Origin of the sequence: Mycobacterium vicinigordonae (assembly GCF_013466425.1) — a bacterium.
Classification (GTDB): domain Bacteria; phylum Actinomycetota; class Actinomycetes; order Mycobacteriales; family Mycobacteriaceae; genus Mycobacterium; species Mycobacterium vicinigordonae.
Window position 1 is genome coordinate 949,677 of the sequence record NZ_CP059165.1, and the last position, 13,191, is coordinate 962,867.

Below are 13,191 nucleotides of genomic sequence, written 5' to 3' on the forward strand. Positions count from 1 at the left end.
ACTAGGAGGGGACAGGGGCCACCGTAATGAGCCTGGACAAACAGTTGATGCCGGTGCCCGACGGTCACCCCGACGTCTTCGACCGACAATGGCCGCTGCGCGTCGGCGACATCGACCGGACGGGGCGGTTACGACTGGATGCCGCCTGCCGGCACATCCAGGACATCGGCCAGGACCAGTTGCGGGAGATGGGTTTCGAGGAAACTCATCCGTTGTGGATCGTCCGGCGCACCATGGTCGACCTAATCAGGCCGATCGAGTTCCAGGACATGCTGCGGTGTCGGCGCTGGTGTTCGGGGACCTCGAACCGGTGGTGTGAGATGCGGGTTCGCCTCGATGGCCGCAAGGGTGGCCTGATCGAGTCTGAGGCGTTCTGGATCCACGTCAACAAGGAGACCGAGATGCCGGCCCGCATCGCGGACGACTTTCTGGCCGGCCTGCACAAGACCACCTCGGTGGATCGGTTGCGGTGGAAGGGCTATTTGAAGCCGGGCAGCCGGGATGACGCCGCCGAGATCCACGAGTTCGGAGTCCGGGTCTGCGACATCGACCTGTTCGACCACATGAACAACTCCGTCTATTGGAGCGTGGTCGAGGACTACCTGTACACCCACCCCGAGCTGTTGAACGGACCCCTTCGGGTGACCATCGAGCACGAGGCGCCGGTCGCGCTGGGCGACAAGTTGGAGATCATCTCCCACGTCCACCCGGCCGGTTCCACCGACAAGTTCGGTCCCGGCCTCGTCGATCGCACTGTTACAACGCTCACATATGCCGTCGGCGACGAGACGAAAGCGGTCGCCGCGCTGTTCGCTCTCTAACAGTACGAGCGTCCCGTTAAACCGTTCACTGACCTGCGGGTTTGTGGTTACTGATGGGTAGCTTCTGAACCGGTTCAGTTAGTTGCCGCCTTCGCAAGATTCACAAAATGACCGCGAGTCATAGCCGAAATTCGCAAGTGAAATGGGTAGACCAGCAGGAATGCGCTATGCCAAGGTCGTGTTAGCACACGAGTGAAGTCGAGGTCGGCAGGCCGTCGGGCAGCAGACACCGCCTCATGGTTTTCAAGAAATCGGCAAGGTAAAAACCGGTAAGGAGCCGTCCAATGTCTGTCGTTGGAACCCCCAAGAGCGCTGAGCAAATCCAGCACGACTGGGACCACAACCCCCGCTGGAAGGGTGTCACCCGCACCTACACCCCCCAGGACGTCGTCGCGCTGCAGGGCCACGTCGTCGAGGAGCACACCCTCGCCCGCCGCGGCGCGGAGGTGCTCTGGGAGCAGCTGCACGAGATGGACTTCGTCAACGCGCTCGGCGCGCTGACCGGCAACATGGCCGTCCAGCAGGTCCGCGCCGGCCTCAAGGCCATCTACCTGTCCGGTTGGCAGGTCGCCGGTGACGCGAACCTGTCCGGCCACACCTACCCCGACCAGAGCCTCTACCCGGCCAACTCGGTCCCGCAGGTGGTTCGGCGGATCAACAACGCGCTGCTGCGCGCCGACGAGATCGCCAAGGTCGAGAACGACCGCTCGGTGGACAACTGGCTGGCTCCCATCGTCGCCGACGGTGAGGCGGGCTTCGGTGGCGCGCTCAACGTCTACGAGCTGCAGAAGGCGATGATCGCAGCCGGTGTCGCCGGCTCCCACTGGGAGGACCAGCTGGCCTCGGAGAAGAAGTGTGGCCACCTGGGCGGCAAGGTGCTGATCCCGACCCAGCAGCACATCCGCACCCTGACCTCGGCCCGGTTGGCGGCCGACGTGGCCGGTGTCCCCACCGTCGTCATCGCGCGGACCGACGCCGAGGCTGCCACGCTGATCACCTCCGACGTTGACGAGCGGGACCGTCCGTTCATCACCGGTGAGCGCACCAGCGAAGGCTTCTACCGGGTCCGCAACGGCCTCGAGCCCTGCATCGCCCGTGCCAAGGCCTACGCGCCGTACGCCGACCTGATCTGGATGGAGACCGGTACTCCGGACCTGGAGCTGGCCCGCAAGTTCGCCGAGGGCGTCAAGAGCGAGTTCCCCGACCAACTGTTGGCCTACAACTGCTCGCCGTCGTTCAACTGGCGCAAGCACCTCGACGACGACACCATCGCGAAGTTCCAGAAGGAGCTGGGTGCGATGGGCTTCAAGTTCCAGTTCATCACGCTGGCCGGCTTCCACGCGCTGAACTACTCGATGTTCGATCTGGCCCACGGTTACGCCCGCAAGCAGATGAGCGCCTACGTCGAGTTGCAGGAGCGCGAGTTCGCAGCCGAGGAGCGCGGCTACACCGCAACCAAGCACCAGCGCGAGGTCGGTGCGGGGTACTTCGACCGCATCGCCACGACCGTGGACCCCAATTCGTCGACGACGGCGCTGGCCGGCTCGACCGAAGAGGGCCAGTTCCACTAAGGATCTAGTCCGCCGAGCTGTGGGCACCTCCCGCTTGCGGGGGAACGCAGAGTCGCGCTTTCGCAGCCCGATTGCTGCGACTCTGCGTCTGCCCGCGGCTGAGACCAGCGCCGAGCCGAGCGACCCCCGGTTCGCGCTGAAGTAGCATAGGCCCCGCCCGGCCACCCTGGGCGGGGCCTATTGCGGTGCAGGACAATTCGGGCGACGTGTGGAGATGACAGTGAGTGATGCAGCAATCCAGCGGGTAGGTGTGGTCGGGGCGGGGCAGATGGGCTCCGGCATCGCCGAAGTGTCGGTGCGGGCCGGCGTCGAAGTGACGGTGTTCGAGACCACCGACGCGTTGATCACCGCGGGCCGCAACCGCATCGTCAAGTCGCTGGAGCGGGGCGTCAGCGCGGGCAAGGTGACCGAGCGCGAACGCGACCGGGCCCTGGGCCTGCTGACATTCACCACCGACCTCAGCGACCTGGCCGATCGGCAACTGGTCATTGAGGCCATTATCGAAGACGAGTCAGTGAAGGCCGGCGTCTTCGCCGAGCTGGACCGGGTGGTCACCGACCCCGATGCGGTGCTGGCCTCCAACACATCCAGCATTCCGATCATGAAGATCGCGGCGGCCACCAAGAACCCGAAGCGGGTGCTGGGCCTGCACTTCTTCAACCCAGTCCCGGTGTTGCCGCTGGTCGAGTTGGTCAGCACCCTGGTCACCGACGAAGGTGCCCTGTCCCGCACCGAAGAGTTCGCCAGCGGGGTGCTGGGCAAGCAGGTGGTGCGCTGTTCGGACCGCTCCGGATTCGTGGTGAACGCCCTGTTGGTGCCCTACCTGCTGTCCGCGATCCGGATGGTGGAGGCGGGCTTCGCCACCGTCGAGGACGTGGACAAGGCCGTCGTCGCGGGGCTGTCTCATCCGATGGGCCCGCTGCGGCTCTCCGACCTGGTCGGCCTGGACACCCTCAAGCTCATCGCGGACAAGCTGTACGAGGAATTCAAAGAGCCGCACTATGGGCCGCCGCCGCTATTGCTTCGGATGGTGGAGGCGGGAATGTTGGGTAAGAAATCCGGCCAGGGTTTCTACAGCTATTGACGTTGTTGACCCGTCCCCGCGGATGCAGCTCGTCGTGTGACAGCCGCTGAGCGAATCGGGTACTATTCCCGCGATCGTCAAGGAGAGGCGCCAGACAAGCATGACCAACTTGAGGCCGTTTTACGAAGAGTCGCAATCCATTTACGACGTTTCGGACGAATTTTTTGCCTTGTTTTTAGACCCGACGATGGCGTACACCTGCGCTTACTTCGAGCGCGAGGACATGACGCTCGAGGAGGCGTCCAACGCCAAGTTCGACCTGGCGCTGGGCAAGCTGAACCTCGAGCCCGGCATGACACTGCTCGACATCGGCTGCGGCTGGGGAGGCGCGCTGCAGCGGGCGATCGAGAAGTTCGATGTGAACGTGATTGGGATTACTCTCAGCCGCAACCAATTTGAATACAGCAAGAAACGGTTGGCGAAGATCCCCACCGAGCGCACCGTCGAGGTGCGCATGCAAGGGTGGGAAGAGTTCGAGGACAAGGTCGACCGGATCGTCAGCATCGGTGCCTTCGAGGCGTTCAAGCTGGAGCGCTACGGCACCTTCTTCGAACGGACCTACAGCATTCTTCCCGATGACGGCCGGATGCTTCTGCACACAATTTTGGCGTACACCCAGAAGCAGCAGTTCGAGCGCGGTGTCTCCGTCACGATGAGCGATCTGCGATTCATGAGATTTATCGGAACGGATATCTTCCCGGGCGGTCAGTTGCCGGCGCAGGAGGACATTCCGAAATTTGCCGGTGCCGCCGGATTCACCCTCGAACGGGTCCAATTGCTACAAGAGCACTATGCCCGCACACTGCAGATCTGGGCGGAGAACCTCGAGGCGAGTAAGGATAGGGCCATCGAGATTCAGTCGCAGGATATCTACGACAAATACATGCACTACCTGACTGGCTGCGAGAACTTCTTCCGCAAGGGAATCTGCAACGTGGGGCAGTTCACCTTGGTCAAGTAAGTCGGCCTCGGACGAGCCCGGAACATGTTTCCGGGCTCGCTTCTGTTTTGGGCTTACTTCTGCAACGTGAACTGGTCGACGTCGGTGTAGCCCTCGCGGAACAGCTTGGCGCATCCGGTCAGGTACTTCATGTAGCGCCGGTAGACCTTCTCGGACTGGATCGCGATCGCCTTCTCCTGCTCTGCCTCCAGCGCGGCTGCCCAGATCTCCAGCGTGCGCGCGTAGTGCAGCTGCAACGACTGAATGCGCTGCATCGTGAACCCTGCTGCCTCGGTGTGTTCCTCGATCGTCGGAACCGTCGGCAGGTCACCACCCGGGAAAATCTCGGCCAGGATGAACTGGCTGAAGTGCACTATCTCGTGGGTCAACGGCAAGCCCTTGGCTCGGGCTTCGCGCATGGTCGGACGGACGATGGTGTGCAGCAGCATGACGCCGTCGCTGGGCAGCACGTCGTGCGCCATCTTGAAAAACCGCTTATAGCGCTGGCGGCCGAAGTGCTCGAACGCGCCGATCGAGACGATGCGGTCTACGGGTTCGTGGAACTTCTCCCAGCCCTCTAGCAGCACCTGCCTGCTCCGGGGACTGTCCAGCTCGTCGAACTTCTGCTGGACATGGGCGGCCTGGTTGGCCGACAACGTCAGACCCACGACGTTCACGTCATACTTCTCCACGGCACGCCGCATGGTGGCGCCCCAACCGCAGCCGATGTCGAGCAGTGTCATGCCGGGCTCGAGGCCGAGCTTGCCCAGTGCCAGGTCGATCTTGGCGATCTGTGCTTCCTCCAGCGACATGTCATCGCGCTCGAAGTAGGCGCAGCTATAAGTCTGGGTGGGATCCAAGAAGAGTCGGAAGAATTCATCCGACAGGTCGTAGTGCGCTTGCACGTTGCCGAAATGCGGCGTGAGCTGCACGGCCATCGGATTATCTGCCTTCCGTCAATTGTTCGGCGACGCTGAGTTTTCTGGCAGCATCGCACGCACCTCCCCCGACGCACCACATGCATGCTAGCCGTTTGGGCCGGGTCTGGTTATCGACGCCAATCCGGGGTGATGGTCGGCCGGGCGGGCCGGGGCCTCGTGACTATTGCTCGGTTGGGTTCTGGTCCAGCTGTTTCCAGGCCGGAACAATCGGCGAAGGATGCGGCTCTGCCCGGAACTTCTCCAGCGATCCGCCGGCCTCGACGATCCCGCACAGCGCACTCCAGCTCAGCATCGTCAGGTAGTCAATGAGTTCGTCGCTGCTCATCCGCGGGTCCGACATCCACGAGTGAGTGGCCAATTGCACACCGCCGACGATCAGGTACGCCCATGGCTCGACGCCGCCGGTGTCCATCCCGACTTCGAGCATGCGCCGCCGCAGCATCACTGCGATCATGCGGGCGATGATCCGCTCCGAGTCGGCGATCACCTTGCTCTTGCTGCCCGAGCTGTTGGCCATCACGAATCCGTACGGTTCGGGTTCGGCCGCCATGGTTTCCACGTAGACGCGGATGACCTCGCGGGTCAACTCGTAGCCGTCCAAGTTCGAGGACAGCGCCGCAGCCATGTTGGGAATCAGGGTGGTCTGCGCGAACCGCATCATCACGGCGGTTGTCAGGTCGTTCTTGTCCACGAAGTAGCGGTAGAGGACGGTCTTGGACACCCCGATCTCGGCGGCAATCTCGTCCATGCTCAGAAATCGGCTCTGCCGGCGGATCGCCTCGATCGTGCCGTCTACTAACTCATTGCGCCGATCCACCTTGTGCTGGTGCCAGCGCCGTTTGCGACCGTCGGTCTTGGGGATGCGAGCCGGAATGAGCTGAGCCACTTTCGCCGATTTCCATTCGTCCAGACGCATCGATAATACGGGGTGGGGCAGCCTGATAAGCGGATGCGCCAAACCGGCGTGAGGCCTCCGACCAGTGTGGGTAACACTTACCGGTGGTGGGGATGGCGGATGATGATGTGGTGGCACAGGATCGGGCGGTGGGATGACGCACAGGGTTGACGGTTCCGGTTCGCCGTCCGAGCGGGGCGCGAACGCGCGCTCGGCCGCGAGTCCACCGACCGGCACATCGTTCGCGGAGTCGTTCGCCGGCGCCGACTCGGCGGCCGACGCCGAGCGCCGCACGGCGCTGCGTCGGATGAAAGTGGTGGCGCTGGGCTTCCTGGTCGGTGCGACCTTCGCCTTCCTCGCCTGCCGGTGGGCGAATATCCACGGCGCCGCGCCGGCCTGGGTCGGGTACGTCGGCGCGGCCGCCGAGGCGGGGATGGTGGGTGCGCTGGCCGACTGGTTCGCGGTGACGGCACTGTTCAAGCACCCGCTCGGCATCCCGATCCCGCACACGGCGATCATCAAGCGCAAGAAAGACCAGCTCGGCGAGGGCTTGGGCACCTTCGTGCGCGAGAACTTCCTGTCGGCGGAGGTCGTGGAGACCAAGCTGCGCGACGCGCAGGTGCCGAGCCGGCTGGGTAAGTGGCTCGCCGAGCCCGCGCACGCCCAGCGGGTGGCGGCCGAGACGGCGACGGTGCTGCGGGTGCTGGTGGAGTTGCTGCGCGACGAGGATGTGCAGCACGTGATCGACCGGATGATCGTGCGGCGCATCGCCGAACCGCAGTGGGGTCCGCCGGTCGGCCGGGTGCTGCAGACGCTGCTGGCCGAGAATCGGCAGGAGGCCCTGATCCAGTTGCTGGCCGACCGGGCGTTCCAGTGGTCGCTGAACGCCGGCGTGGTCATCCAGCGGGTGGTGGAGCGCGACTCACCGACGTGGTCGCCGCGATTCGTCGATCACCTCGTCGGGGACCGGATTCATCGCGAGCTGATGGATTTCACCGACAAGGTTCGCCGCAACCCCGATCATGAGCTCCGCCGTTCGGCGACGCGCTTTCTGTTCGAGTTCGCCGATGACCTGCAGAACGATCCGGACACGATCGCCCGCGCCGATGCGGTCAAAGAGCAGTTGATGGCGCGCGAAGAGGTGGCCAACGCGGCCAAGACGGCCTGGTCGACGCTCAAGCGCCTGGTGCTCGAGGGCGTGGACGACCCGTCTAGCGCGTTGCGGACCCGAGTCGCCGACGCCGTGATTCGCATCGGGGAATCGCTGCGCGACGACGCGGAGCTACGCGACAAGGTGGATGGCTGGATGGTTCGTGCCGCTCAGCATCTGGTCTCGCAATATGGGGTAGAGATCACAGCGATCATTACCGAGACGATCGAGCGCTGGGATGCTGCGGAGGCCAGCCGCCGGATTGAGCTCCATGTGGGCCGTGACCTGCAATTTATCCGGATCAACGGGACCGTTGTCGGCTCACTTGCCGGTTTGGTGATCTATACGGTGGCGCAACTGCTGTTCTGAGGGGGCGGTCACAACCGCTTGCAAAAGCAAGCACGTCTTCGTACCCTGGTGGGCGTAAGCAAACAGTCGACGCAGGGAGCAGCAACCGATGTCGCCGGAGGAAAACTTGGGCGCCAAAGTGTCCACAAAAGCCTCTGACGTGGCCTCCGACATCGGCAGCTTCATCAGGGCTCAGCGGGAACTGGCCCAGGTATCGATGCGGCAGCTTGCTGAACGGTCAGGTGTCAGCAACCCCTATCTGAGCCAGGTCGAGCGCGGACTGCGCAAGCCATCCGCGGACGTGCTGGCGCAGATCGCCAAGGCTTTACGGGTATCCGCGCAAATCTTGTACGTGCGTGCGGGGATGCTCGAGCCCAGTGAGACCAGCCAGGTACGGGACGCGATCGTCACCGATACGGCCATCACCGAGCGGCAGAAGCAGGTCCTGCTGGACACCTATGCGTCCTTCGTCGAGCAGAACGAAGCCGACCGTGAGGAGTGTTCGAGCGAACCCGGCAGAGAAGGCAAAGAAGACTGATCCGCCCGTAGTGCCGACGCCGGGCCTGCCGCCTCCCACCCGGACGCCGACTGAGCCAGGTTTCACCGCTGGTCCGGCCACCCGATCGGCCGCCCGCCGAAGAGAGAAAATCCCACACCGCACAGACCACCACCCGACCCGACCAACCAGGAGGTTTCCGGCAAACCGCGCGCCGAGGAAGCAACGTCACCGCGGGTCTTGACCGACCTTCACCCCTCCTGGCCAAGGAGCCGCCGCTTGCATCAATTTCCAACACCGAAGGTAATAGTCCCTATATCGAAAACCAGGAAAGGAAACACCAATGGCTGACAACAACAACATCGAGGACCTCAAGGCTCCGCTGCTCGCCGCCCTGGGCGCCGCCGACCTCGCCCTGGCCACCGTCAACGACTTGATCGCCAACCTGCGCGACCGCGCCGAGGAGACCCGCACCAACCTGCGTGAGCGTGCCGAGGAAACCCGCACCGACACCCGCAGCCGGGTCGAGGAGAGCCGCGCTCGCCTGAGCAAGCTGCAGGAGGACCTGCCCGAGCAGCTGACCGAGCTGCGTGAGCGCTTCACCTCCGACGAGCTGCGTAAGGCCGCCGAGGGCTACCTCGAAGCCGCCACCAGCCGCTACAACGAACTGGTCGAGCGCGGCGAGGCCGCCCTGGAGCGGCTGCGCAGCCAGTCCGCGTTCGAGGACGCGTCGGCGCGGGCCGAGGGCTACGTCGACCAGGCCGTCGAGCTGACACAGGAGGCGCTGGGCACCGTCGCGTCGCAGACCCGCGCGGTCGGCGAGCGCGCCGCCAAGTTGGTCGGCATCGAGCTGCCCAAGAAGGCCGAGGAGACCGCCAAGAAGGCGCAGAAGACCGTCGCCAAGAAGGCCGCTCCGGCCAAGAAGGCCGCTCCGGCCAAAAAGGCCCCGGCCAAGAAGGCTCCGGCCAAGAAGGTCACCCAGAAGTAAGCGCGCTTCTCACCGCATTGTCACGACTCGACTCCGGGTCGCCCCTGGACACCCCAGTGGGCGGCTCGGAGTCGACGTTTCTGCGCAGCCCCGCTTAGTCTTGTGGGCGTGCCCGTAGTGAACACCGTCATGATCGTCCTGCAAATCGCCCTCACCCTGATGACGGTGTACGCCTTCGTGCACGCGGCCATGCAACGGGCCGACGCCTACACCGCCGCCGACAAGCTGACCAAGCCGGCCTGGTTGCTGATCCTCGGCGGTGCGGTGGCACTGACCTCGGTGCTGGCATTCCTCTTCCAGATCATGGGACTGGCGGTGGCCGCGGTGGCGGCGGGCGTCTACCTGGTCGATGTACGGCCAAAGCTCCTCGAAGTACAGGGCAAGTCCCGCTGACGGATGAAATTCCTGGTGTGCGCGCCGGTTGCGGCGCTGGTTGCGCTGCTGGGCGCGGCGCCGGTGCTGGCCGATCCAGGAACGGCCGAGTCGGGTAGCGCGTCGGGTCAGCCGCCGTTCGTCGACCACACCGAATGGGTGCATTGGGGTCGGCTGTCCAGCCTGCGCGTCTATCCCACACCGGCGGGGCGCGCCGTGTCGCGGAACGCCGGAACTGCTGGCGACGGCAACGCCGCCGACGAGGCCTGGGCGGAGGTGTTGGCGCGGTCTCCCGACGCCGAAACCCCCGGGATGCGGGAGCAGTTTCTGTGCCACTGGCGCTTCGCCGAATTGGCCCAACCCGGCAAGACCAGCTGGAATCTGGAGCCCTGGCGGCCCGTGGTCGACGATGCCCAGATGGTCGCAGCCTCATGCAATCCGGGCGGCGCGGAGGAGGCGTTCTAGTGCCCCGCCACGTGACCCGCAGCCAGCTGGCCGCCATGGTCGACCACACCCTGCTCAAACCCGAAGCCACCCCCGCCGAAGTGGTGGCGCTGGTCGCTGAAGCCGCCGAACTAGGCGTCTTTTCGGTCTGCGTCTCGCCATCGATGGTGCCGGTCGCGGCGGCCGCCGGTGAGATGCGAGTCGCCGCGGTGGCCGGCTTTCCGTCGGGGAAACACTTGCCCGAGATCAAGTCGCAGGAGGCGGCCGCGGCGGTCGCCGCGGGCGCCAGCGAGATCGACATGGTCATCGACGTCGGGGCCGCGCTGGCCGGCGACGTCGCCGCCGTGCGGGCCGACATCGCGGCGGTCCGGGCTGCGACCGGCGGCGCAGTGCTGAAGGTGATCGTCGAGTCGGCGGTGCTGTTGGGTCACGGCGACGAGCACACGCTCACCGCGGTGTGCCGGGCCGCCGAGGACGCCGGCGCCGACTTCGTCAAAACCTCGACCGGCTTTCACCCTGCTGGCGGGGCCACCGTGCGCGCCGTCGAACTGATGAGCGCGGCGGTCGGCCGCCGGCTGGGGGTCAAGGCCAGCGGCGGTATTCGCACCGCCGCCGACGCGATCATCATGCTCGACGCGGGCGCCACCCGCCTGGGGCTGTCCGGCACCCGAGCCGTGCTGGACGGCCTGGACGTTAGCTGATCGCGGTCAGCTCACAGATCGGCGAAGCAGGGATCGGTCTGGCCGGCCGGGATGGTGGCGTTGTGGGACGAGAAGTGCGCGACCACGCCGCTGTCGGTGACTTCGACGCGGTCCGCCTGGATACCCAATGGCAATTTCTTGTTGAGGCTCGTCGTGTAGTCGTCGAGTGAGGACTGGATCAACTCCCGGGGCAGCTTCCCGAAAAGCGTGTTGAACGTGACGATCTGCAGTTTCAGGGCGCCGTTGACCACCGACGGTTTGGCGACGATGTCGTTGACCATGCCCTTCAACTCCACCGTGTTGTCCTTGGGGTGGGTGGTCACACTCGAGGTCACGAAGTCACCGACGACCGGGATCGAATTCTGCACGGTTTGACGGATCCCGTCGGTGGTCCAGGTGACCGTCGCATCGATCGAGCCGATGGTGCCCTTCGAGTCGGCTGTGTTGTCAAGTCTGATGTCGGAGATGTTGAGCTGCAGCTTCATCCCCTTGGCATCGCGCAGGTTGTTACCCGCCGTCTCGATGCTGATGTTGGTGTAGTGATCGGTGATCACCTGCCAGGTCACCAACGGCGTCACCCCGAACCTCGCGGTGGCTTGATCCTGGGCGACGCAGGCCGTGGCCGCCGCGATCTTGTTGGTCGCCTTGTTGCGGATGTAGAGCTCGACACCGATCGCCGCGGACACCAGCAGCGCAAGCACGATGACGAGGATCAACACCACGTAGGACGCCGCAAAGCCGAAGATGACGCGCCGCTTGCGCTTCTCGCCCTCGTCCTTAGGTGTGGTCAGCGGCGTGGTGGCAGCGCTGGCCTGTTTGGGCGGTATTGGGTCGGGGCTTCGCTGCCCGTAGGCGCTGGCCGCGGTCGCTGGCTGGCCGGGCTGCGACTGCTCGCCTGGCGGCGGCTGCCCCGGTGGCGGTTGCTGCGGGCGGCCAGGCCCGGGGCGCAGCTGTTCGGTGGGATTGTCACCGGGTGCCGGAGGCCGGCCAAGTGGACTTTGGTTGCCGGGACCGGGACGCCCCCACCGGGGGTCATTCGGTGGGCCTTGCGGGGTGGTCACTCCCGAGATTCTGCCTTATCACGTCGGAGAAAGCTCGAACGGTTGCGCAGCACCGCGATGTTGTCCCGGGCTGCGGCCACCTTGTCCAGGTCGACGTCTGCGATCAGCAGCTGAGGCCGCGCGCCCGCCGACGCCACCACTTCGCCGAACGGAGATGCCACGAGGCTGCCCCCGACGCCGGTGGGGGCCCCGGAGTTGCCGATCTCGCTGCCCGGGTCCGCCTGACCGGCCGCGGCGATGTAAGAAGTGCAATCCACCGCCCGGGCGCGGGCCAGTAGCGTCCACTGCTCGAGTTTTCCCGGTCCCGAACCCCAGGACGCGCATACTGCGATCAGCTGGGCGCCACGGTCGGCGAGTTCGGTGTAGAGCTCCGGGAACCGAATGTCGTAGCAGGTCGTCAAACCCACCCCGACACCGTCGACTGTGACAAGCACCGGTTCGCGACCAGCTGCGACGGTGCGTGATTCGGTGAAGCCGAACGCGTCGTAGAGGTGGATCTTGTCGTAGCGGGTGAGCGGCTGATCACCTGCGCCGGCCGCGATCAGCGTATTGGTCACCCGTCCGTCTCCGGACGGGGCGAACATGCCGGCGATTACGGTGACGCCGGCGTCGCCGGCGATCCGCCGGACGCCGTTGGCCCAGGGCCCGTCGACCGGCTCAGCCACCGGGCCCAGCGGGACGCCGAAGCGGCACATGGTCGCCTCGGGGAACACCACCAGCTTCGCTCCGGCGTCGGCGGCCTGCTCGGCGTATTCGCGCACCAACTGCAGGTTTGCGGATGGATCGGTGCCGCTGAGAATTTGGGCCAGCGCGATACGCAAGGTAGCGGGGCGATCTTCAGCCATTTCTTGCCATCCACTGGGACGTGTAGCGCTGTTCCACGCTAACCAATTCGGGCAGCTGGGACCCGATGAGATGCTCCAGCTTTCCGCCGATCAACGGTACGCGCACCTGGACTGTGATGTTCGCGGCCAGCCGGGACCCGCCGGACTGGACATCGGGGGCCAGGACCGCCGTTCCCCAGATGCTCACCGGCGCGTCCAGAAGCGATCCCCGGATGGACGCCGTCGCGATCCCGTCGTTGAGTGGGCTCCAGTACTCCTCCCGGCGCACACACAGATCACCGCGCAGCAACTGGGTGACCAGGGCCGGAAGATTGTCACGGTACACGCGCTGGACGGTCACGACCTCGACAGCGGCTTCGTCGCCGGCCTCTTCGCCGACCCGCAATTCCTCGATTGTCGCGACGTCGGTGGGCACCTCCGCCAGCCTGCCCAGCCAGTACTGCTCTTCATGGAAAGCCTGGTGGATCTCCTCGACGCTGCCCTCGTAGACGGCCGACATGTCGAATGAACGCGGCATGATTGGCACGCTACCGT

The 13,191-nt window shown here is 65.1% G+C and carries 15 protein-coding genes; 10 read left to right on the forward strand and 5 right to left on the reverse strand.

What is annotated here, in order from left to right; genetic code table 11:
* Positions 1-26 precede the first annotated feature (26 nt).
* The 4 genes from H0P51_RS04040 (at position 27) to H0P51_RS04055 (ending at position 4,437) form a co-directional block, all read left to right on the forward strand.
* Positions 27-821, forward strand: a complete 795-nt coding sequence (locus H0P51_RS04040; RefSeq protein WP_180916755.1) for an acyl-[acyl-carrier-protein] thioesterase — start codon at positions 27-29, stop codon at positions 819-821.
* A 284-nt stretch (positions 822-1,105) separates the two neighbouring features.
* The gene (gene aceA, locus H0P51_RS04045) at positions 1,106-2,392 is read left to right on the forward strand and encodes an isocitrate lyase (protein WP_180916756.1); all 1,287 of its coding nucleotides are present in this window, start codon (positions 1,106-1,108) and stop codon (positions 2,390-2,392) included.
* A 220-nt stretch (positions 2,393-2,612) separates the two neighbouring features.
* On the forward strand, positions 2,613-3,476 hold the full coding sequence (locus H0P51_RS04050; RefSeq protein WP_180916757.1) for a 3-hydroxybutyryl-CoA dehydrogenase: 864 nt from the start codon (positions 2,613-2,615) through the stop codon (positions 3,474-3,476).
* A 100-nt stretch (positions 3,477-3,576) separates the two neighbouring features.
* Positions 3,577-4,437 (forward strand): cyclopropane mycolic acid synthase family methyltransferase, encoded by an 861-nt coding sequence (locus tag H0P51_RS04055; RefSeq protein ID WP_180916758.1) that lies wholly within the window; start codon positions 3,577-3,579, stop codon positions 4,435-4,437.
* 53 nt (positions 4,438-4,490) lie between these two features.
* Here H0P51_RS04055 and H0P51_RS04060 read toward each other — a convergent pair whose 3' ends face one another.
* Positions 4,491-5,354, reverse strand: a complete 864-nt coding sequence (locus H0P51_RS04060; protein ID WP_180916759.1) for a cyclopropane mycolic acid synthase family methyltransferase — start codon at positions 5,352-5,354, stop codon at positions 4,491-4,493.
* A 163-nt stretch (positions 5,355-5,517) separates the two neighbouring features.
* Complete coding sequence (locus tag H0P51_RS04065; protein ID WP_180918726.1) at positions 5,518-6,243, reverse strand: TetR/AcrR family transcriptional regulator; 726 nt, start codon at positions 6,241-6,243, stop codon at positions 5,518-5,520.
* Between the two features lie 163 nt (positions 6,244-6,406).
* Between H0P51_RS04065 and H0P51_RS04070 the strand changes: the two genes are divergently transcribed.
* The 6 genes from H0P51_RS04070 (at position 6,407) to deoC (ending at position 10,751) form a co-directional block, all read left to right on the forward strand.
* Positions 6,407-7,771, forward strand: coding sequence for a DUF445 domain-containing protein (locus H0P51_RS04070; RefSeq protein WP_180916760.1), 1,365 nt, complete (start codon positions 6,407-6,409; stop codon positions 7,769-7,771).
* An 88-nt stretch (positions 7,772-7,859) separates the two neighbouring features.
* Positions 7,860-8,288 (forward strand): helix-turn-helix domain-containing protein, encoded by a 429-nt coding sequence (locus H0P51_RS04075; RefSeq protein WP_180916761.1) that lies wholly within the window; start codon positions 7,860-7,862, stop codon positions 8,286-8,288.
* 301 nt (positions 8,289-8,589) lie between these two features.
* On the forward strand, positions 8,590-9,234 hold the full coding sequence (locus H0P51_RS04080) for a heparin-binding hemagglutinin (protein WP_180916762.1): 645 nt from the start codon (positions 8,590-8,592) through the stop codon (positions 9,232-9,234).
* 129 nt (positions 9,235-9,363) lie between these two features.
* Positions 9,364-9,627 carry a DUF2516 family protein gene (locus tag H0P51_RS04085; protein WP_180918727.1) on the forward strand — a complete coding sequence of 88 codons (264 nt, stop codon included), beginning with the start codon at positions 9,364-9,366 and terminating at the stop codon, positions 9,625-9,627.
* 3 nt (positions 9,628-9,630) lie between these two features.
* Positions 9,631-10,071 (forward strand): DUF2599 domain-containing protein, encoded by a 441-nt coding sequence (locus tag H0P51_RS04090; RefSeq protein ID WP_180916763.1) that lies wholly within the window; start codon positions 9,631-9,633, stop codon positions 10,069-10,071.
* Between the two features lie 35 nt (positions 10,072-10,106).
* Entirely contained in the window at positions 10,107-10,751 is a 645-nt protein-coding gene (gene deoC, locus H0P51_RS04095; RefSeq protein ID WP_425489011.1) for a deoxyribose-phosphate aldolase, read from the forward strand.
* Positions 10,752-10,762: 11 nt separating this feature from the next.
* On the opposite strand, the gene H0P51_RS04100 is transcribed toward deoC, so the two are convergent.
* Genes H0P51_RS04100 through H0P51_RS04110 form a run of 3 tightly spaced genes read right to left on the reverse strand, consistent with a single transcriptional unit; the run spans position 10,763 to position 13,174 of the window.
* Entirely contained in the window at positions 10,763-11,812 is a 1,050-nt protein-coding gene (locus H0P51_RS04100) for an LmeA family phospholipid-binding protein (protein WP_180916765.1), read from the reverse strand.
* Positions 11,809-12,633 carry a carbon-nitrogen hydrolase family protein gene (locus tag H0P51_RS04105; protein ID WP_180918728.1) on the reverse strand — a complete coding sequence of 275 codons (825 nt, stop codon included), beginning with the start codon at positions 12,631-12,633 and terminating at the stop codon, positions 11,809-11,811. The genes H0P51_RS04100 and H0P51_RS04105 overlap by 4 nt, the downstream gene beginning before the upstream one ends.
* Positions 12,634-12,649: 16 nt before the next feature.
* Complete coding sequence (locus tag H0P51_RS04110) at positions 12,650-13,174, reverse strand: DUF2505 domain-containing protein (RefSeq protein WP_180916766.1); 525 nt, start codon at positions 13,172-13,174, stop codon at positions 12,650-12,652.
* Between the last annotated feature and the right edge of the window lie 17 nt (positions 13,175-13,191).

Excerpts from the sequence above, each read along its gene's own strand:
- H0P51_RS04040 (WP_180916755.1), top strand. The coding sequence starts at position 27 with ATGAGCCTGGACAAACAGTTGATGCCGGTGCCCGACGGTCACCCCGAC.
- aceA (WP_180916756.1), top strand. The coding sequence starts at position 1,106 with ATGTCTGTCGTTGGAACCCCCAAGAGCGCTGAGCAAATCCAGCACGAC.
- H0P51_RS04055 (WP_180916758.1), top strand. The coding sequence starts at position 3,577 with ATGACCAACTTGAGGCCGTTTTACGAAGAGTCGCAATCCATTTACGAC.
- H0P51_RS04060 (WP_180916759.1), bottom strand. The coding sequence starts at position 5,354 with ATGGCCGTGCAGCTCACGCCGCATTTCGGCAACGTGCAAGCGCACTAC.
- H0P51_RS04070 (WP_180916760.1), top strand. The coding sequence starts at position 6,407 with ATGACGCACAGGGTTGACGGTTCCGGTTCGCCGTCCGAGCGGGGCGCG.
- H0P51_RS04075 (WP_180916761.1), top strand. The coding sequence starts at position 7,860 with ATGTCGCCGGAGGAAAACTTGGGCGCCAAAGTGTCCACAAAAGCCTCT.
- H0P51_RS04080 (WP_180916762.1), top strand. The coding sequence starts at position 8,590 with ATGGCTGACAACAACAACATCGAGGACCTCAAGGCTCCGCTGCTCGCC.
- H0P51_RS04085 (WP_180918727.1), top strand. The coding sequence starts at position 9,364 with ATGATCGTCCTGCAAATCGCCCTCACCCTGATGACGGTGTACGCCTTC.
- H0P51_RS04090 (WP_180916763.1), top strand. The coding sequence starts at position 9,631 with ATGAAATTCCTGGTGTGCGCGCCGGTTGCGGCGCTGGTTGCGCTGCTG.
- deoC (WP_425489011.1), top strand. The coding sequence starts at position 10,107 with ATGGTCGACCACACCCTGCTCAAACCCGAAGCCACCCCCGCCGAAGTG.
- H0P51_RS04110 (WP_180916766.1), bottom strand. The coding sequence starts at position 13,174 with ATGCCGCGTTCATTCGACATGTCGGCCGTCTACGAGGGCAGCGTCGAG.